The sequence below is a fragment of the Streptomyces sp. a15 genome, assembly GCF_059026085.1.
Genome location: NZ_JBWLKM010000127.1, coordinates 1 through 18,792, shown reverse-complemented (window position 1 = coordinate 18,792; position 18,792 = coordinate 1). Strand labels below are relative to the sequence as shown.

The window sequence follows — 18,792 nt, the reverse complement described above, 5'->3', positions numbered from 1 at the left end:
TTTCGGCCGGTGCGGCGAGAGTGCGTGCCGGGCGCCGTGGGTGCTGTGCGGGACTTTCGAAACACCCCCTAGGCCTCGGCCAGCACCGCGTACGCGGTCGACACGAAGGTGTCGCGGGCGCGGAAGCGGCGGGTGCACAGGGCGGCCAGCGCCGTTCCGGTGTCGGGCCGGAAACCCAGGAAGGCCTGCTGCCCGAGTGTCGCCCCGCAGTGGAAGTACATCGGACCGTGCTCCATGGGGTGCTGGAACCAGGCCACCGTGTGCACATGCCGGTGCCCGAGACCGCGTCGCAGCACGGGGCGGCGCACCGCCCGCAGCGCACCGGTCAGGGACCGGCCCGCCGGATCCAGATGTGCTTCGAGGAACGTGAGCAGGTCGTGCGGGGTGGCGCGGACGGCACCGGCCGCCTGGAAGCCGCCGATGGTCAGCCCGGGCGTGGGTGTCCTGCCGTCCCTGCGGTGTCCGGTGGCGTCGGTGTCCGGGCCGCCGGGCGACAGGGCGGTGTCGCCCAGCCCGAGGGGACGCAACACGTGAGCGGTGAGCAGGTCGTCCCACGGGGTCGCGGTGGCCGCCGCCAGGGCGTGACCGAGCACGGCGACACCGAAGTTGGAGTAGTGCCAGCGGGTGCCGGGCCGGCGGCGCTGCCGATGGCGCAGAAAGGCGTCGACCACCCGCTCCGCGGGATAGCGGGCGTAGGGGTCGGTACGCCACGCGGGCAGCGCCCGGACGAAGAAGTCGGCGGGCAGGGCGGGCAGTCCGGAGGTGTGGGTGATCAGGTGGGCGAGCGTGATGGGCTCGTCCTGGCCGGCGCGCCGGGCCGGGTCGAGAAGGGCGGCGGCCGGCTCTCCCGCGGACAGCAGGCCCGTCCGCGTCAGGTGGGCCAGCAGCAGTCCGGTGAACGTCTTGGACGCCGACCCCAGTTCGTAGCGCAGTCGATGGCGCGGAACGGGCGGGGCCGGCGCGGTGCCTCCGCAGCGCACGGTGCGGTGACCGTGCCGGGAGAGCGCGAAGACGACGTCGGGCGCGTCCACGGCGCCGACGGCCGCGTCCAGCCGCCGCACCGTCTCGCCGTCCGGAGAGGCGTCCGTCGGCGGCCCGTCGAACGGGAGCGATCCGGTGACGCCGAGCGGATCGCCCGGCCAGGGGGCGGGCCGCGTGGTCATGCCGGTGCGTGCGCCAGCTGCGTCAGGGCGCGGGAGGTGGCCAGTACGGAGGCGAAGGCGGCGACCAGTGTCGGGTGGTAGACGATGTCGAACACCTCGTCGGGGTCGCCCTCGGGCATGGTGCGGATGGCGGGCATCGCGCCGTCGGGCTGCTGGGCGGCGGCGAAGCCCTCCCAGGCCCGCTCGTCCCAGGTGGGGCGGGGCAGGCAGGCATCGACGACGAGCAGTTCGCCGAGCAGGTCCCAGCGTTGCAGGTCCAGCCAGTCGTCCAGCCAGGCCGGCAGCCAGGTCGCGAGATAGTCGGCGATCTGTGGCGGCAGACCGTCGGGGTGCTCTCCCCAGTTGGTCAGGTGGAAGACGGTGTGGGTGATGTCGTAGGCGGTGTGCCCTTCGACCGTCCAGGGTTCGGGTGTGCGCCCCAGCCACGTCGTGGGGACGATGTCGGCTTCCGGCGGTCGGGGCGGCAGGCCGAAACGGCGCTGGTACGCGGACAGGCCGAGGCGGCGGACCGGCGCCATCTCGAGGGCGGCGTGGCTCTCCAGACGCTGGTTGAGCAGGAAGGTCTGCTCGGCCTCGGGATGGCTGTAGCCCAGCTCCTTGAACGGGAGGTACACCTCGAAGGGGACGGGGGACAGCGGCTCGGTCGCCTGGCCGAGCACCAGCATCCGGCCGCCGTCCAGCGTGTGACGCCAGGCGTGGTCGACCAACTGCCGTGCCAGCTGGGCCTGTCGCGATCCGGCGACCCCTTCGCGGAACAACACCTTGCAGATCAGGGCCAGTTCGGCGACCGGTTTGAAGCGCTCCAGAAAGCCCACCTCGGGATCGACGTCCGGCTCCAGCCGAAACCCGTCGCGGTGGGCGTACAGCCACTCGAGGGCGCCGGCCCCGACGTTGTGGATGAGACGGGTGCTGGTCATCTCGCCACTCCTTGTCCACTCCGCACCGCCGCGCCGTCCGCGCCGTCCTCTGTCGCCTCGCGCAGACGGTTGGTGGTCAGCACGGCGGCGAAGACCGTCATCAGTGTCGAGTGGTAGCAGTCGATGAAGTCGTGCGCGCCGGTACGGCCGCCGCGGCCGGCGCCGACCTCCGGGACGGCCCCGGAGTCGTCCTGCGCCACCGCGAGTCTCGCCCAGGCGTCCTGGAACAGGGCGCGCTCCGGCGGGCCGGGCAGGCTGCTCGCCACGGCCAGCAGTTCGCAGCTCAGATCCCACTGCTCGTCCTCCAGGCAGGTGTCGAGCCAGGGCGGCAGCCAGTGCCGGAGGTAGGCCGCCACCGGCGGGGGCACGGCCTGCGGGGGCAGGCCCCAGTCGGTGAGATGGAAGACCACATGGGTGAGCGTGTAGCCGGCGGCTCCCTCGAAGGTCCACGGCTCCGGCAGACCGGCGAGCCAGGTGCGTCGTAAGGCCTCAGGCAGGTCCGCGTGTTCCGGGATGCCGCTGCGGCGCTCGGAGTTGAGCACGCTCAGGCGCCGGTTCGGTTCCTGCTCCGTCACCTGCCAGCCCCGGGTGCTGGCCGGCGTCGCGGTGGCGCTCTCGTAGCCGGCGTGGCGCAGGCCCGCCGACGCGAACGCCGCGTAGACCTCCAGCGGGTACGTCGCGAAGGGTTCGAGGCGCTGCAACTCGACGAAGAGGGCGCCGCGCCCGGTCTGTTGCCACGCGAACGCCAACAGGTCGGAGGCGGTCACATGGAGCGGGTCGGTGGGATCGGTGTGCCGGCGCACACAGACGCACACCTGGGCCAGCTCGCCGAGGGGCTTCCAGGTGAGGTTCACATCGCCACGTTCGGCCAGCGCGTCCTCGCCGAGCCGGAATCCGTCGCGGTGGGCGGACACCCAAGCCAGCGCGGCCTCGCCCATCATCCGGACCTGGCACGCCTCCTGGACCTCATGCGCCGTCACACCCGCACTCCGGCCCGCATCAGCTGCGCGGCCTGGACCTGCAGCGCCACGCGTGCGTCGTCGCGGCCCATCTGCGCCACGAACTCCAGGCCGGTGTCCAGCCCCAGTGTTTCCGGCACGCCGTCCAGGAGGACCAGCCAGCGTCCCGCTCCGGCCGCCTGGAGCCAGTCGCGGCGGCGGACCGCCCGTACGAATCCCCGGGAGACGTCGACGGGACGGCCGCGTGCCACGCGGGCCACCGCGCAGTCCTCGTCGGGGAGCGCGAGCGGGGCCAGCACGGCGAGTTGATGGGTCAGGAACTGCCAGGGGGCATCGTCGAGCCACGCCGCGCCGGGCTCGGCCTCGTGGTCCCAGTCGCCGTCGAGGGACGCGTCCAACCGCAGGAGCGCTCGCCTCATGGCCCAGTGACTCCACACCGAGGTGGGAGAGGCGCCCGCGGGTGGCGGGTAGGCGTGTACGGCCCTGCTGAACATGCTGAGATCGTCGGACTCGCAGAGCGCGTGGCGCAGAACGCTCGGCAGGACGGCATCCGCTCCCACCACCCGTACGGCGGCAAGGGCCAGGCCGGCGGTCGCCTCGGGTCCGTCCCCTTCGGCGGCCTTGCCCGCGAGCCGAAACGGGTCCCCGCTCCGAAGAGCGGAGACCAGTTCCGACGTAAGGCCCTGCACCGCGCCCGCGAGGCGGGTCGAAGTGCCTGACTTCTCCATTCGGTTTCTCCCGTCAGCCCTTCTTCGGACGTGGCGTCGGAGGCGACAGCAGAATGTTGCTCGACGCGCCCGTCAGGGCGAGCGCCGCGCACTGGCGGCTGTCGCGGTAGTAGCCGTCGGCCTCGACCGGGTCGAGAGCCGCTTCCACGTCGATCCCTTGGACCTCGGTGAGGTCGTCGAGCAGAAACTCGGTGGCAGACATACCACCATCTCCTTGTTGAACGACTGACGTCGCCCGGTGTTCAACCGGCGTTCAGGCCTGGGCGGGACGGTGGCGCGGACCGAGGTCCGCCACCCTCCACGGCATACCCCCCCGTCACAGGAGACAGCATGTCGCTCACCCGCAGGGACTTCGCCAGAACATCCGCGATCACCGGTGCCGGTGTCGCGCTGGCGGGCAGCGTCGGCGCCCTCGCCACCGCTCCGAACGCCCTCGCGTCCACGGAAACCGAGAACACACAGGAGTCGGCGGACATCCACGGCGGTGTCGGTTACGGGCCGCTGGTCCCCGACCCGAAGGGCATCCTCGCGCTGCCCGCCGGGTTCAAGTACCGCGTCATCACCTACAGCGGGAAGACCAAGCTCGAGTCGGGCGAGTTCACCCCGTCCAACCACGACGGCACGGCCGCCTTCGCCGGCCCGCGCGGCACCACCCTCCTCGTCAACAACCACGAGCTGAAGGGCCCGCGCGCCAACTGGAAGTACCCGGTGCCCCTCACCGAGGGCCTCGTCTACGACCCGGCCGCCTCCGGCGGCTGCACGGTCGTCGAGGTCCGCCCCGACGGACGCGTCGCCGAATGGGTCGGCATCGCCGGTACCTCCACCAACTGCGCGGGCGGCAGCACTCCTTGGGGCACCTGGCTCACCTGCGAGGAGAACTCCGACAAGGCCGGCGTCAACGGCATGACCAAGGACCACGGCTACGTCTTCGAGGTCGACCCGGGCGACCGGCGCGCCAACCAGGACCCCAAGCCCCTGAAGTTCTTCGGCCGTTACGACCACGAGGCCGTCGTCATCGACCCCAAGCGCGGCCACGCCTACCTCACCGAGGACGCCTCGAACCCCAACGGCCTCTTCTTCCGCTGGACCCCGCCCCAGGGCTTCGAGTACGGCCGCGGCACGTTCCGCACCCTCGCCGACGACGCCGGCGTCCTCCAAGCCCCCAAGTGCTACGACTCCGGCGGCACGTTCGTCGACGACCTCTCCCGCGCCACCAGGATCGGCACGGTGTACGGCGTCGACTGGGTCGACGTCCCCGACCGTGACGCCAGGACCGTCGCCGTGCGCAAGCAGTTCGGCGCCGGCGAGATCACCCGCGCCCGCAAGCTGGAGGGCATGTGGTGGGGCGACGGCGGTGCCTACATCGTCTCCTCGTACGCCCGCGCGGAGAGCCCCGCCCAGCACGACGGCCAGGTCTGGTTCTACGACCCCAAGCGCCGCACCCTGACGCTGAAGGTGCTGCTCGGCGTCAACCCCGACCCGTCCGTCGACGGCGCCTTCGACGGCCCCGACAACATCACCGTCTCCCCGTACGGCGGCCTGGTCCTCGCCGAGGACGGTGAGGGAATCTCCCACCTCTTCGGCGCGACGGACAGCGGCCGCACGTACCCCATCGCCCGCAACGACCTGAACGTCGGCACCGAAGAGGAGCCGGAATACAGCGAGTTCGCCGGCGTCACCTTCTCGCCCGACGGAAAGACCCTGTACGCCAACATCCAGGACCCGGGCATCCTGGTCGCCATCACCGGCCCGTGGAAGCGCCAGAAGCGGTAGAACGCACGGTCACTCGGGTGGGCCTGTCCGAATCGGCGGACGGTTGACGGCGCTGGACATGCCGTTCACGCATGTCCAAGTTGTGCGAACAGTGCGGCGCGCCGGTCAAGGCGAAGCGTAGGCGCTTCTGCGGCAACCGGTGCAGCCTCGCGGGGACTGCGAACCAGCGGGCCGAGGCAAGGAGGCGGAGGCACGGCGAGGGCTCCCCGAGCCGTGCCTCCGTTGCGGATCGCAGGAGCGGCGCCCCCGCTGCGAGGGGCCGTACTGCTCATGGGAGTGCTTCAACGAGGACCGCTACGAGCGGACGGGCACGTTTGGGAGACGGTTCGCGGCGTGGCAAGCGGGGTGCTGAAGTACGACACCGCGTCGAAGGGCTACCGCTTCGGCGACATCCTCAACCTCGTGCACGCGGCCCGGACCCGGACAAGCCGTGGCAGGGCGAGCTGTCCGAGTACGCCCTCGACCGCCGGTACAACCCGGACACGGCGGTGCCGCCCGCGTCCGGAGTCGTCACCTCGGACGGCGGTGCCGAGCGGCTCGCGGCGGCCGGGATGACCTGGGAGGCGCTCGCGGGGTGGCTGTAGGGGCCGATGGACAAGGCGGCCTGGGAGGCCGTGATTCCGTCGATGAGCGCGATGGCGCTGACCCGCAATCTGCGGAACCTCGACCAGGTTGGTGTCTCGGACGAGGTGGCCGCCCGGGTCGGGGCGAAGATCAGCGACCCGGCCGAGGTCGCGCGTTCCCGGCAGTTCCCCTTCCGGCATCTCGCCGCTCACCGGCACATGCCCTCGCTGCGCTGGTCGTACCCGCTGGAGCAGGCGCTCGGCAACTCGCCGGCCAACGTGCCTGCGCTGCCCAGCCGGACACTGGTGCTCGTCGACCGTTCGGGCTCGATGTTCTGCTCGCGGCTGTCCGACCGCTGAGCAGTACGCCTTCAGCCACCACGGCGACCCGACCGAGCAGGTCCCGGCAGACGTGCCGGTCCACACCTGGAACCTGGCCGGGTACCGGGCGGGCCACGGCCCGTCGGGCAAGGCGAACCGGTACACCTTCGGGGGTCTTTCGGACGCGGCTTTCCGGATGGTTCCGCTGCTCGAAGCGGTGCGGGACGCCGACCGGCCGCGGGCGGCCTGACGCCGGCCCTGGACGGACCGCGCACTGACATCTAACATTTCAGTTCATGGAGGCCATGCGACCGATGCCGCGCACCCTGCTCAGGGACCGCGCCTATGAAGCCATCAGGGATGCCATCGTCGCCGGGGAGATCGAACCCGGCGCGGTGGTGCGGGACGCCGAGCTCGCCGAGCGGCTCGGGCTGTCCCGGGCGCCGGTGCGGGAGGCGTTCTCCCGGCTGGTCGACGAGGGGCTGCTGGAGAGCAAACCGCAGAGCTACACGCGGGTGACGCCGGTGGTAGCCTCCGACGTACGGGACGCCGCCGCCGTGGTCGGCGCCATGCACGAGCTGGTCACGCGGGTCGCCGTGCCCCGGCTGTTCGCCGCGGACGTCGAGGCGATGCGCGCGGCCAACGAGCGGTTCGCGGCCGCCGTGAGCGCGGGCGACGTGGACACCGCCCTGCGCGCCGACGACGAACTGCACGACGTTCTCGTCCGCGTCAGCGGCAATCGCGCCGCCGCGGCCACCGCCGCCCGCTACACCCCCCTCATCCGCCGCCTGGAGCGACGACGCTTCGGCGAGGGCGGCAACTGTCTTTCGGCCGGCCTGCACGACCGGCTGATCGAGTCCTGTGCGGCCGGCGACGTGGACACCGCGGTCCGTGTCACCGCGGAGATCTGGCGAGGGCTGGCCGAACTCGCCGACAGCGACTGATCCCGAACCCGGGAGGACCCATGTCCCTTTCCTCTTCTTCCCCTTCTTCCCCTTCTTCCCTTTCTCTTTCTTCCTACGACCGCTACCCCCTCCTCTTCGGGCCGTCGCCCGTGCACCCCCTGGAGCGGCTCACCGCGCACCTCGGCGGCGCCGCCCTGTGGGCCAAGCGCGAGGACTGCAACTCCGGTGTGGCGTACGGCGGCAACAAGACGCGCAAGCTGGAGTACCTGGTCGCCGACGCGCTCGCCAAGGGGTGCGACACGCTCGTCTCGATCGGCGGGGTGCAGTCGAACCACACCCGTCAGGTCGCCGCCTGTGCCGCCCGCGCCGGGCTCAAGTGCGTGCTGGTTCAGGAAAGTTGGGTCGAGTGGCCCGACGCCGTGTACGACAAGGTCGGCAACATCCTGATCAGCCGCCTCGCCGGAGCCGACGTGCGGCTGGTGAAGGCCGGCTTCGGCATCGGCTTCAAGGAGAGCTGGGAGCAGGCGCTCAGGGAGGTCGAGGAGGGCGGCGGAAAGCCGTACGCCATCCCCGCCGGCGCCTCCGACCACCCGCTCGGCGGCCTCGGCTTCGCCGGGTGGGCGTACGAAGTCGCCGAGCAGGAACAGGAGTTGGGCGTTTTCTTCGACACCGTCGTGGTGTGCTCGGTGACCGGGTCCACCCAGGCCGGCATGGTCGCCGGGTTCCGGGCGCTGGAGCAGGCGGGCGGGCGGCAGCGGCGCGTGATCGGCATCGACGCGTCGGCGGCCCCCGCCCGCACCCGGGAGCAGATCGCCCGGATCGCCCACAACACCGGTCAACTCATCGGCGTACAGAAGGAGTTGACCGAGGCGGACGTCGAGCTCGACGACCGGTATCACGCGGGCACCTACGGAATCCCCGACGAGACCACGCTGGACGCGATGCGGCTCGCGGCCCGCACCGAGGGGATGGTCACCGACCCCGTGTACGAGGGCAAGTCGATGGCCGGGATGGTGGACCTGGTGGCGCGGGGCGAGATCGCCCGTGAATCCACCGTGCTCTACGCCCACCTGGGCGGGCAGCCCGCGCTCAACGCCTACAGCGCGCTCTTCTAGGCGGCGGGCCGCGGCCTGCGGCGGGTGGGGCTGAAGCTGAGGTCCTGCCGGGTGTCCGGCAGCGCTACGTTGACGACGGTGGAGTCGACGCCGACCATCAGGTAGGAGAGTGCGTCGGAGGTCGGGGGCGTCTTGCAAGGAGATTCTGGATGACGCAGGTCAGACCCATGCGTGCGGATGCCCGTCGCAACTACGAGCGGTTGCTGAAGGTGGCCGCCGAGGCCTTCGCCGAGCACGGGGAGGGCGCGTCGCTCGACGACATCGCCAAGCGGGCGGGGGTCGGATCCGGCACGCTGTACCGGCACTTTCCGACGCGGCAGGCGCTGCTGGAGGCGGCCTACGTCGAGCGCATCGAGGCGATCGCGGCGCGCGCGGACGAGGTCGCCGGACACCTGCCGCCCGGCGAGGCGCTGGTGGAGTGGCTGAACGAACTCGGCGTCGGCATGATCCAGGTCCGAGGCCTGAAGGCGCTGCTCGGCTCGACCGTCACGGACGGCAGCTCGGCCGCGGCCACGCTGTGCGCCGGCACGATGAGGTCGGCGGTGACGCGGCTGGTGGAGGCGGCGCAGCGGGAGGGCACCCTGCGGCCGGACGTCGAGCCGATCGAGGTGCTGCGGCTGGCGCACGGCGTGGCGACGGCGTCGGAGCTGGCGGACGGGGAGGGGAAGGCGATCCGGCGGTATCTGGCGTTGCTGACGGAAGGGCTGCGGCCGGGGACGTGAGGTCGGCGGGCGCCCCGACGAGGGGGCGCCCCCGAAGCCGTACCGGAAACTACAGCGACTGCGCGCCCGGCTTCACCATGTTGCGGACCGTGCGGGCCTTCACGAAGTCGCCCAGCGCTGTCATCTCCCACTCGCCGGAGAACTGCTTGATCAGCTTGGCCATCAGCACGCCGGTCTGCGCTTCGGCGCCGGTGAGGTCGAAGCGGACGAGCTCCTCGCCGCTCGCGGCGTCCAGAAGGCGGCAGTACGCCTTGGCGACCTCGGTGAACTTCTGGCCGGAGAAGGAGTTGACGGTGAAGACCAGGCCGGTGACCTCCTGCGGAAGGCGGCCGAGGTCGACGACGATCACCTCGTCGTCACCGCCGCCCTCGCCGGTGAGGTTGTCGCCGGAGTGCTTGATCGCGCCGCCCACGATGGACAGCTTGCCGAAGTAGCAGCTGTCGATGTGGTTGCGCTGCGGGCCGTAGGCGATGACCGAGGCGTCCAGGTCGATGTCCTTGCCGCGGAACGCCGGTTCCCAGCCGAGACCCATCTTGACCTGGGAGAGGAGCGGGCGGCCGCCCTTGACCAGGGAGACGGTCTGGTTCTTCTGGAGGCTGACCCGGCCCTTGTCGAGGTTGATCTTCCCGGTGCCGGGGGCGGCGGCGGGCGGGGCCGGGGGAGCGGCCGGCGGCGGGGGCGTGGTGACGCGCGGGTCCAGCGGCGGGGCCGGCGGTGCCACCGGGGTCTGCATGGCCGGCGCCGGCGGGGCGACCGGCTGGGCGGCCGGCGCGGCGGGCTCCTCGACCGAGACGCCGAAGTCGGTGGCGATGCCGGCCAGGCCGTTGGAGTAGCCCTGGCCGACCGCGCGGGCCTTCCAGGCGCCGTTGCGCAGATACACCTCGACGATGACCAGGGCGGTCTCGGTGCCGAGCTGCGGGGGCGTGAACGTGGCCAGGACGCTGTTGTCGTCCGCGTTGCGGATGGTGGCCGTCGGTTCGATGCCCTGGAAGGTCTGGCCGGCCGCGTCCGGGCTGGCGGTGACCACGATCTTCTCGATGCCCGGGGGGACGGCGCTGGTGTCGACGACGATCGCGTCGGGGGCCGTACCGCCGCCGGAGCGGTAGGTCACGCCGGGGCCCGTGGGCTGGTTGTAGAAGATGAAGTCGTCGTCGGAGCGCACCTTGCCGTCGGCGGTGAGCAGCAGGCTCGATACGTCGAGCCGCACCGGTGCGGCGACGTCCACCGTCACGCGGGCGGCGGGCAGAGGGATGTTCGAGCCGGGGGTCATAGCTGTCATGCCCGGTTGAACGAGCGAGGGCGTTTTACCGTTCCCTTACCCGAGGCCAATCGGGTAGGTGTCCGTCACTCCGGGGGCCGAGCCCGACGACATGGCCCTGCCCCCGGGTGACGGATCAGGCGCCTACTTGAGGTACACGATGCCGTCCGTGGTGACCGCCGGACGTCCCGAGGTGCCGACGACCACGATCTTGACCGTGTGCTTGGCACTGGTGGACCAGGTCTTGGTCCAGATCGCGTCGCGGTACTTCGTGGTCGACGACTTCAGGTCGACGGTCGCCGTCTTGACGCCGTCGACGTAGACGTACGCCTGGCCGGAGGTGGCCGCCCGGGACACCACCCACGCGACCGAGCGACCGGTGAAGGTCCAGGTCAGCGCGGCGTTCTTGGAGGAGCTGGAGTACGACTTGCCGCCCAGGTAGCTGGTGGAGGACTTGCTCGCCCAGGTGCCGGACCTGACGGCTGAGGTCTCCTGGAGGACGACCGGCGTGCGGGCGACGGACGCCGTGGCGGTGTTGCCCGCCTGGTCGGAGGCCGTCATGGACCAGGTGGTCGCCACGCCGGACTTGGCCGTGTGGTTCGCGGTGGCCACCGCCGGGCCGTAGGTCGCGGCGACCGGGGCGGTCAGCCTGACCTGCTTCAGCGCGGCGCTGTCGGTCGCCTTCCAGGTCAGCTTCAGCGGCACGGCCGTGGTGTTCACCGTGCCGGTGCGCAGGGCGAGGCTCGGCTTGGTGGTGAAGGACGGGGCGATCGTCTCCGCGACCACCGTGGCGGCCGAGGACGTGGTGGCCCTGCCCGACTGGTGGGTGGCGCGCACCTGGACCTTGTGGGTGCCCACCGCCAGCGTGGCCTTCGCGGAGGTGGCGGTGCCCGCGGTCGTGGCCGCGGTCTTGCCGTCGACGAGGAGCTCGTACTTCGTGATCAGCGACGACGGCGTGGTGGCCGCCCAGCCCACGGTGACGCCGGCCTTGGTGTAGTACGTCGTGCCCGAGACGCCACCGCTGACCGACTTGATCGTCAGCCCGGCGACGGGTCCGGCGGCCCAGGAGCGGAGGGTGGGCAGCTTGGCGTAGAGCGAGTCGCCGGGGCACTGCGTGTTGTAGCCGTCACGGTGACCGTGGATGGTCGGGAAGCTCAACTGCGCGCCCTGCGCCCAGGACTTGTGGAAGTAGTTGGTGCCGTCCGCCCCCGCGGTGAGGGTGGTGGTGGCGTTCGGGTTCACGCCGTACTGGCCGAGCTTCCAGGCTGAGATCTTGGCGACCGAGACCATGGCGGCCTGACTCGGCGCCACGTCCGTGTAGGTGCCGAGGACCGAGATGCCGGTGGTCTCGGAGTTGAAGCCGAAGGCGTGGGCGCCCATGACGGGCCTGTCGACGCCGCCCTTGCGGCCCTCGTAGACGGTGCCGCACTTGTCGACGAGGAAGTTGTAGCCGATGTCTTTCCACTTCAGCTGCTTGACGTGGTACGCGTAGATGCCGCGTACGACGGCCGGCGCCTCGGCGCAGGTGTAGGCGTTGCTCTCGGCGGTGTGGTGGACCACCACCGCCTTGATCTTCCCGCCCGGCAGATAGCCCGGTTCCTCGGGGCTGATCGACTCGTCCGCGCCCCATCCGGCACGCGAGGTGATCGCGGGACGGGGTGCGGTGGACGGCGGGGCCGTGGGCGCCGTGGCACTCGGGCTCGCGGAGGCCGATGTCGGCGCGGAGGTCGTCGGCGTCGGCGTGGCGCTCGGCGGGGCCGACGTCGTGGGAGCCAACGTCGTCGGGGTCGACGAGTCGCTGGGCTCGGTGGTGGTCGCGGTCTCGCTCGCCGTGGTGTCCGAAGGAGTGGGCTCGCTCGGATCGGCCGTCGCCGACGGGTCCTCGGTCGGGTCGGCCACGAAGGCCGCCGGTTCCATCCCGCCCCTCGCGCCCTCGCCCGGGTCGATCATGTCCAGCCGCAGCCCCGCGGGCAGCCGGCCGGAGCTGCGTCCGCCCGCGGCGACCCGTACCTCCACGCCGTCGGACGGTCCCACCCACGCCGGTTCGGTGCCGCCGCGCCGGGCCGTGCTCTCGCCCTGCCCGCTGTCACCGTCCAGCCGCAGCCACGTCGACCACTGTCCGCTCCCGGTGGCCCGGGTGCGCGCCTCGATGGTGCCGGTGACCCGGACCGAGGGGTCGGCCCAGGTGATGCCGAGCATGCTGAACGGCTTGGTGTCCTGCTGCTTCAAGGCCGCCCGGGTGCCGCGCTCCGCCGTCGGCAGCGCGACCGTACGGGACTGGGTCGTGACCGGGCCCGGCTTGCCGTCGCTCTGCGCGCTGTCGGCGGACTCGCCCGGGACTCCCTGGAACACGAGTGCTGCGGAGAGCGCGGCCACGGCCGCGGCGGCCGCACCCCAGAGGTATCTAGGTCTACCCATAGTGGTCTTGTGCCGTCCTTCGTGAAGATGTGAGGCGAACGAGGTCAGTGGGGCAGGCCTCACCCGAAGGGAAAGGGGCGCCGGGAGGGAGACTCCCGACACCCCTGAATAGTTGTGTGTCCGTCAGATCTTCGCGCTGTGTGGCATCCATTCGGCCGTAGGCCAGGATGCGGGGTATGAATCCCAGTCCTTTCCTGGTCGTCCCCGCCATGCTGTGGACCGCCGTCGCCGCCCTCGCGGTGCTCGCGGTGCTCGTGCTCTTCGTCCGGTCGGTCCGCCGGGAGCCGGAGTCGGCGTCCGATGCCTGGGACCCGTTCGGCACGGGCTTCCCGGTCATCGCCCTCGCGGCGGTCGCCGCGTTCACGGTCGCCGCCGCCGTCCGGGGCCACTTCTCTCTCGGGGACACCGGGTTGGGCATCCTGTGGCCGGCGATGGCGGCGACGGCCCTCGTCCACGCGGCAGGCCGGCGCGGTCGCTCCTGGCCCCGGTGGTCGGGCGCGGCCTTCGCCGCCGTGGGCGCCGCCCTCTACGGTTCGCTGCCGATATGACCTGCCCGACGGCCCCGCCGTCGGGCAGGACGACCGGCTACGGCACCACCACGATCTTCCGCCCCACCCCCGCGGCGAACTGCTCCAGCGCCTGCGGATACCGGTCCAGCGGGATGCGGTCGCTGATGAACACGTCGGGGTCGAGCACCCCGTTGGCGAACAGTTCGGCCGCCCGCTCGAAGCTGTGCAGCACCGCCATCGACCCGGTGATGGTGATCTCCTGGTTGTAGATGCGGTACGGGTCGATCTCCACGCGGGTCGCGTAGTCGGCGACGCCGAACTGCAGGAACGTGCCGGCCTTCGCGACCCGCCCCAGACCGTCCTGGATCGCCGCCGCGTTGCCCGTGGCGTCGACCACGACGTCCCAGCCCTGCGGCCGCTCCAGCTCGTCCGCGTTCGCCGCCGACCCCAAGACGCCGAGCAGCCGTGCCGTCTCCAGCCGCGCCGGGTTCACGTCCACCATGTCCACGCTGGCCGCGCCCGTGCGCTTGGCCAGTTCCAGCATCATCAGGCCCATCGTGCCGGAGCCGTAGATCAGGACGTGGGCGCCGAGGCGGGACTGCAGGACGTCGTAGCCGCGCACCGCGCACGACAGCGGCTCCACCAGCGCCGCGTCCTCGGTGCGGACGTGCTCGGGCAGCTTCACGCAGTTCGCCACCGGCGCCACCGCGTACTGCGCCGCACCGCCCGCCGTGGTCACGCCGATCGCGGCCCACCGCTCGCAGAGGTTGTTGTGGCCCGTACGGCAGTACCGGCACTCGTAGCAGTAGAGCGAGGGGTCCACCGCGACCCGGTCGCCCACCGACACCTCCGTGACCTGGGTGCCGACCCCGACCACCGCGCCCGCGAACTCGTGTCCGGGCACGATCGGCAGCTTGGGCGCGAACTCGCCCTGGAGGATGTGCAGATCGGTCCCGCAGAGCCCGCACGCGGCGACCTCGACGACGACCTCGCGCGGCCCGGGCGTCGGGTCCGGGACCTCGGTGACGACGGCACGGCCCACGGACTCGATGACGGCGGCCTTCATTTCACGGCTCCCAACGACAGGCCCTGGACCAGCTTGTCCTGGGCGGCGAACCCCGCGGCGAGCACCGGCAGGGAGATCACGAGCGACGCGGCGCACACCTTCGCCAGGAACAGGCCCTGGCTGGTGATGAAGCCGGTCAGGAAGACGGGGGCGGTCTCGGCGACCACGCCGGTCAGTACCCGGGCGAACAACAGCTCGTTCCAGCTGAAGATGAAGCAGATCAGGGCCGTCGCCGCGATTCCGGGGAGGGCGATCGGGGCCACCACGCGCGCGAGGATCGTGGGCAGCCGCGCCCCGTCCACCCGGGCCGCCTCGATGATCGCCACCGGGACCTCGGCCAGGAAGGACTGCATCATCCAGACCGCGATCGGCAGGTTCATGGAGGTGTAGAGGATGACCAGGAGCCAGATGTTGTCGAGCATCCCGGTGTTCTTGGCGAACAGGTAGATCGGCAGCAGGCCCGCCACCGCCGGCAGCATCTTGGTCGACAGGAAGAAGAACAGGACGTCCGTCCACTTCTTCACCGGGCGGATCGACAGCGCGTACGCGGCCGGCAGGGCCAGCAGCAGGACGAAGAGCGTGGACGCCACCGACGCCACGGTCGAGTTGATCAGCGCAGGCCAGGGGCTCGCGCCGCCGCCCGTGCCGAAGAACTCGCGGTAGCCGTCCAGGGTCAGGGCGGCGGTGAAGGACGGCGGGTTGGTGGCCGCGTCCTGCTCCGAGTGGAAGGAGGTCAGGGCCATCCAGGCGATGGGAAGGAAGAAGACGATCCCCGCCAGCCAGGCCACCAGGCCGAGGCCGGCACCCTTGCGACGGACGCGTACGGTCGTGGTCGTGGTCGTGGTCGTGGTCGTGTTCGTGGCACTCATGCGCGCCCCACCTCCTCGCGGAACAGCGACGACACCACGCGCAGCGCGAAGGTCGCGATGATGATCGAGCCGATGACCACCAGGACGCCGGCGGCCGAGGCGAGGCCGTTCTCATGGGCCTGGTAGAAGCTCTGGTAGACGGTGTAGGGGAGGTTCGCCGTGCCCAGGCCGCCGGACGTGATCGTGAAGACCGCGTCGAAGTTCTGGACGATGTAGATCGAGCCGAGCAGCGCGCCCAGTTCGAGGTAGCGGCGCAGGTGCGGGAGCGTCAGATAGCGGAAGATCTGCCAGTCGCTCGCGCCGTCCACCCGCGCGGCTTCCATCTGCTGCTGGTCGCGGCTCTGCAGGCCCGCCAGCAGGATCAGCATCATGAACGGCGTCCACTGCCAGACCAGGGAGGCCTCGACCGCGAGCAGCGGCGTGTTGGAGATCCAGTCGGGCTGTGGGCCGCCCACATAGTGCAACAACCCATTGAACAGGCCGTATTCGGGGTTGTAGAGCACATGCTTCCAGAGCAGGGCCGCCGCCACGGGCACCACCAGGAAGGGGGCGATCAGCAGGGTGCGGACCAGGCCCCGGCCCCGGAACTTCCGGTCCAGGAGCAGGGCCAGGGCGAGGCCCAGGATCAGGCTGGCCAGCACCACCGCGACCGTCAGCAGGACCGTGGTCCACACCGACTGGCGCAGGTCGGCGTCGCTCAGCACCTGCTGGTAGTTGTCGAAGCCGGTGAACTCCCGGGCGTCGGGATACAGGGAGTTCCAGTCGAAGAAGGAGATCACCACCGTGGCCACGAACGGGAGCTGGGTCACGGCGATCATGAAGATCAGGGCCGGGAGCAACGGACCCCGGGTCGCCCAGGCGCGCAGGCGGTCGGAGGGCTGCCGCACGGTGGGTACGGGAGTGGCGGCTACGGGAGCCGTGGTCGTCGCGGTCATCGTCCCTCGTACTCCTCGGAGATCCGCTCGGCGAGCTGCTGGGACTTCTTCAGGGCCGACTCGACGGACTGGCGTCCGGCGATGGCCGCGCTGATCTCCTGGGAGACCTTGGTGCCGAGGTCGGTGAACTCGGGGATGCCGACGAACTGGATGCCGGGCGCGGGGCGCGGCTGCACGCCGGGGTCGCCCGGCCGGGCGCCCTCGATGGCCTCCTTGGTCATCTCCTGGAAGGCGGCGGCCTCCTTGACGTAGGCCGGGTTCGTGTACGTCGACGCGCGCTTGCCGGCGGGCACGTTGGACCAGCCGATCTCGTCGCCGACCAGCTGCTCGTACTCCTTGCTCGACGCCCAGGAGACGAACTTCCACGCCTTGTCGGGGTTGCGGGACGCGTCCTGGATGCCCCAGGCCCAGGTGTAGAGCCAGCCGGCGGACTTCGTCTTCTCGACGGGCGCGGGGGCGTAGCCCAGCTTGCCCTTGACCGGGGAGTTGGACGCCTCCAGGGAACCGGCCGCGGAGGTGGCGTCGTACCACATGGCGACCTTGCCCTGGGTCATGTTGTTCAGGCACTCGGCGAAGCCGGACTGCGCGGCGCCGGACTCGCCGTGCTCGCGGACCAGGTCGACATAGAACTTCACCGCCTTCTCGAACTCGGGGGCGTCGAGCCGCGCCTTCCAGTCCTTGTCGAACCAGGTGCCGCCGAAGGTGTTCACCACGGTCGTCAGGGGTGCCATCACCTCGCCCCAGCCGGGCAGGCCGCGCAGACAGATGCCGTTCATGCCCGGCTCGGCGCCGTCGACCTTCGCGGCGAGGTCCGCCACCTGGGTCCAGGTGGGGTGCGCGGGCATCGTCAGGCCCTCCTTCTCGAAGATGTCCTTGCGGTACATCAGGAAGGACGACTCGCCGTAGAAGGGCTGGCCGTAGAGCTTTCCGTCGTCGCCGCTAAGGGACTGGCGCATCGGCTTGAGGACGTCCTGCTCGTCGTACGCCGGGTCCTTGGCGACGTAGGAGTTCATCTCGTGCAGCCAGCCGTTGCGGGCGTAGATCGGGATCTCGTAGTTGGAGAGGGTCGCCACGTCGTACTGGCCCGCCTGGTTGGCGAAGTCCTGGCTGATCTTGTCGCGGACGTCGTTCTCGGGCAGGACCGTGAAGTTGACCTTGATGCCGGTCTCTTTGGTGAAGTGGACGGCGGTGAGCTTCTGAAGCTCGGTCATCTGGGGGTTGTTGACCATAAGGACGTTGATGGAATTGCCGCCGGAACCGGACCCGCCCGCTCCGGCCCAGCAGCCGGAGAGCAGCGGGGCGAGCAGCGTCCCTGCGGCGGCCATGGCGAGCGTGGCTCGCGGCGGCCGTCGTCGGCTCTGGGTTCGCATGGATCGCTCCTGGACGTATGGGGAGATAAGGGGCGCCGCTGGGTACAGAAGTGCCCTGCAAGGGGAGTGCGTCGGTGGTCAGACGCGGATGACCTGTGGCCCGAGCAGCGAGTAGCGGTGGGCCTCGGCCGTCGGGAGCTGGGTGCTCGTCACGATCGTCTCCAGTACGCCGATCTCGGCGAACCGGCAGAAGCTGACCGCGCCGAACTTGGTGTGCACGCCGGCGAACACCGTGCGGCGCGCGGCCCGGATCGCCTGTGCCTTGACCTCGCTGACCGCGGGGTCGGGGGTGGTCAGACCGTGTTCGCGGGAGATGCCGTTGGCGCCGATGTAGGCGAGGTCGACGACGAAGCCGGCCAGCATCTTCGTCGTCCAGTGGTCGACGGTGGCGAGGGTGCCGGAGCGGACCCGCCCGCCCAGCAGCAGCACGGAGATCCCGTCGGCCTCCCCCTCGGACAGTGCGCCCGCGACCGGAAGGGACGCGGTGACCACGGTCAGCGGCCGGTCCCTGGGCAGTGCCTCGGCAATGAGCTGCGGGGTGAAGCCCTCGTCGACGAAGACCGTCTCGGCATCCCCGAGCAGCTCGGCCGCGGCGGCCGCGATCCGGCGCTTCTCGGGAACATGGCTGGTGGCACGGAACGCGAGCGTCGTCTCAAACCCGGCGCTCTCCACGGGATAGGCGCCGCCGTGGGTACGGCGGACCAGACCGTGGTCCTCCAGGGCGCGCAGATCCCGTCGTACGGTCTCCTTGGCCACGCCCAGTTCGGCGGCGAGCGCGGTGACGTCGACCTGGCCGGTGGCGCGCGCGGCCCGGACGATCTCCCGCTGACGCTCTTCTGCCGTCCTGATGTGCATGGCCGACACCTGCCTCCGTGCTGCCGCGTTGCCCGTTCGGGCCCGGTGAGGCCCATGGGGGAAGTTCTACAGCGGCTGCGCGGCACTGACCAGGTCTGTTGCGGGCTCGATACTGCCCGGGTGTGCCCGTTTACCGCGGGTCCTGCCCGTCCCGGACCTGCACGGCTGCCTCCCGGCGCGTGGGATCGGGCAGCGCGGGTGCCCGAACACGGCGGCGGGCGGGCCCGTTCGGTGCCCGCCCGCCGCTGTCTGTCGTTTTCAAGTACTAAGGGGTGTTTCGAAAGTCCTGTGCGGTGCCCGCGGTGTCCGGTGCGTGCTCTCGGCGTGCCGGACGAAAGGCCCCGTC

17 protein-coding genes and 1 pseudogene are annotated in these 18,792 nt (G+C 71.1%); 6 read left to right on the top strand and 12 right to left on the bottom strand.

Annotation, left to right across the window (positions count from 1 at the left end; all coding sequences use genetic code 11):
- Positions 1-68 precede the first annotated feature (68 nt).
- Genes AC5P09_RS48360 through AC5P09_RS48340 form a run of 5 tightly spaced genes read right to left on the bottom strand, consistent with a single transcriptional unit; the run spans position 69 to position 3,969 of the window.
- Positions 69-1,163 carry a serine hydrolase domain-containing protein gene (locus tag AC5P09_RS48360; RefSeq protein WP_493880042.1) on the bottom strand — a complete coding sequence of 365 codons (1,095 nt, stop codon included), beginning with the start codon at positions 1,161-1,163 and terminating at the stop codon, positions 69-71.
- Entirely contained in the window at positions 1,160-2,080 is a 921-nt protein-coding gene (locus tag AC5P09_RS48355) for a DUF6895 family protein (RefSeq protein ID WP_493880041.1), read from the bottom strand. The genes AC5P09_RS48360 and AC5P09_RS48355 overlap by 4 nt, the downstream gene beginning before the upstream one ends.
- The gene (locus AC5P09_RS48350) at positions 2,077-3,021 is read right to left on the bottom strand and encodes a DUF6895 family protein (protein WP_493880044.1); all 945 of its coding nucleotides are present in this window, start codon (positions 3,019-3,021) and stop codon (positions 2,077-2,079) included. Before AC5P09_RS48350 ends, AC5P09_RS48355 begins: the two co-directional genes overlap by 4 nt.
- A gap of 35 nt (positions 3,022-3,056) precedes the next feature.
- Positions 3,057-3,767, bottom strand: a complete 711-nt coding sequence (locus AC5P09_RS48345; protein ID WP_493880040.1) for a hypothetical protein — start codon at positions 3,765-3,767, stop codon at positions 3,057-3,059.
- A gap of 13 nt (positions 3,768-3,780) precedes the next feature.
- Complete coding sequence (locus AC5P09_RS48340; protein ID WP_266441620.1) at positions 3,781-3,969, bottom strand: hypothetical protein; 189 nt, start codon at positions 3,967-3,969, stop codon at positions 3,781-3,783.
- 128 nt (positions 3,970-4,097) lie between these two features.
- On the opposite strand from AC5P09_RS48340, the gene AC5P09_RS48335 reads away from it, so the two are divergent.
- The 5 genes and pseudogenes from AC5P09_RS48335 to AC5P09_RS48315 all read left to right on the top strand — a co-directional run bounded on the left by AC5P09_RS48335 (position 4,098) and on the right by AC5P09_RS48315 (position 9,166).
- Complete coding sequence (locus AC5P09_RS48335; RefSeq protein ID WP_493880039.1) at positions 4,098-5,540, top strand: alkaline phosphatase PhoX; 1,443 nt, start codon at positions 4,098-4,100, stop codon at positions 5,538-5,540.
- 327 nt (positions 5,541-5,867) lie between these two features.
- Positions 5,868-6,674: pseudogene (locus tag AC5P09_RS48330) on the top strand (TROVE domain-containing protein); the annotation flags it as partial.
- Positions 6,675-6,720: 46 nt separating this feature from the next.
- Positions 6,721-7,368, top strand: coding sequence for a GntR family transcriptional regulator (locus AC5P09_RS48325; RefSeq protein WP_493880038.1), 648 nt, complete (start codon positions 6,721-6,723; stop codon positions 7,366-7,368).
- Between the two features lie 20 nt (positions 7,369-7,388).
- Positions 7,389-8,444 (top strand): 1-aminocyclopropane-1-carboxylate deaminase, encoded by a 1,056-nt coding sequence (locus AC5P09_RS48320; RefSeq protein WP_493880037.1) that lies wholly within the window; start codon positions 7,389-7,391, stop codon positions 8,442-8,444.
- 149 nt (positions 8,445-8,593) lie between these two features.
- Positions 8,594-9,166, top strand: a complete 573-nt coding sequence (locus tag AC5P09_RS48315; RefSeq protein WP_493880036.1) for a TetR/AcrR family transcriptional regulator — start codon at positions 8,594-8,596, stop codon at positions 9,164-9,166.
- A 49-nt stretch (positions 9,167-9,215) separates the two neighbouring features.
- Here the strand turns inward: AC5P09_RS48315 and AC5P09_RS48310 are convergent, their stop codons facing one another.
- Together AC5P09_RS48310 and AC5P09_RS48305 are read right to left on the bottom strand one after the other, a co-directional pair.
- A complete protein-coding gene (locus AC5P09_RS48310) occupies positions 9,216-10,436 on the bottom strand; it encodes a TerD family protein (RefSeq protein WP_493880043.1) in 1,221 nt (406 codons plus the stop codon).
- Positions 10,437-10,568: 132 nt separating this feature from the next.
- A complete protein-coding gene (locus AC5P09_RS48305) occupies positions 10,569-12,842 on the bottom strand; it encodes a peptidoglycan recognition protein family protein (RefSeq protein WP_493880035.1) in 2,274 nt (757 codons plus the stop codon).
- A 176-nt stretch (positions 12,843-13,018) separates the two neighbouring features.
- Here AC5P09_RS48305 and AC5P09_RS48300 point away from each other — a divergent pair, with 176 nt between their 5' ends.
- Entirely contained in the window at positions 13,019-13,390 is a 372-nt protein-coding gene (locus tag AC5P09_RS48300; protein ID WP_493880034.1) for a hypothetical protein, read from the top strand.
- A 37-nt stretch (positions 13,391-13,427) separates the two neighbouring features.
- Here AC5P09_RS48300 and AC5P09_RS48295 read toward each other — a convergent pair whose 3' ends face one another.
- From AC5P09_RS48295 to AC5P09_RS48275, 5 genes are all read right to left on the bottom strand, one after another.
- Positions 13,428-14,417, bottom strand: a complete 990-nt coding sequence (locus AC5P09_RS48295; RefSeq protein WP_493880033.1) for a zinc-dependent alcohol dehydrogenase family protein — start codon at positions 14,415-14,417, stop codon at positions 13,428-13,430.
- A complete protein-coding gene (locus AC5P09_RS48290) occupies positions 14,414-15,286 on the bottom strand; it encodes a carbohydrate ABC transporter permease (protein WP_493880032.1) in 873 nt (290 codons plus the stop codon). Before AC5P09_RS48290 ends, AC5P09_RS48295 begins: the two co-directional genes overlap by 4 nt.
- A complete protein-coding gene (locus AC5P09_RS48285) occupies positions 15,283-16,221 on the bottom strand; it encodes a carbohydrate ABC transporter permease (protein WP_266441645.1) in 939 nt (312 codons plus the stop codon). The genes AC5P09_RS48290 and AC5P09_RS48285 overlap by 4 nt, the downstream gene beginning before the upstream one ends.
- On the bottom strand, positions 16,218-17,591 hold the full coding sequence (locus AC5P09_RS48280; protein WP_493880031.1) for an ABC transporter substrate-binding protein: 1,374 nt from the start codon (positions 17,589-17,591) through the stop codon (positions 16,218-16,220). The genes AC5P09_RS48285 and AC5P09_RS48280 overlap by 4 nt, the downstream gene beginning before the upstream one ends.
- Before the next feature lie 78 nt (positions 17,592-17,669).
- On the bottom strand, positions 17,670-18,446 hold the full coding sequence (locus AC5P09_RS48275; protein ID WP_493880030.1) for a DeoR/GlpR family DNA-binding transcription regulator: 777 nt from the start codon (positions 18,444-18,446) through the stop codon (positions 17,670-17,672).
- Between the last annotated feature and the right edge of the window lie 346 nt (positions 18,447-18,792).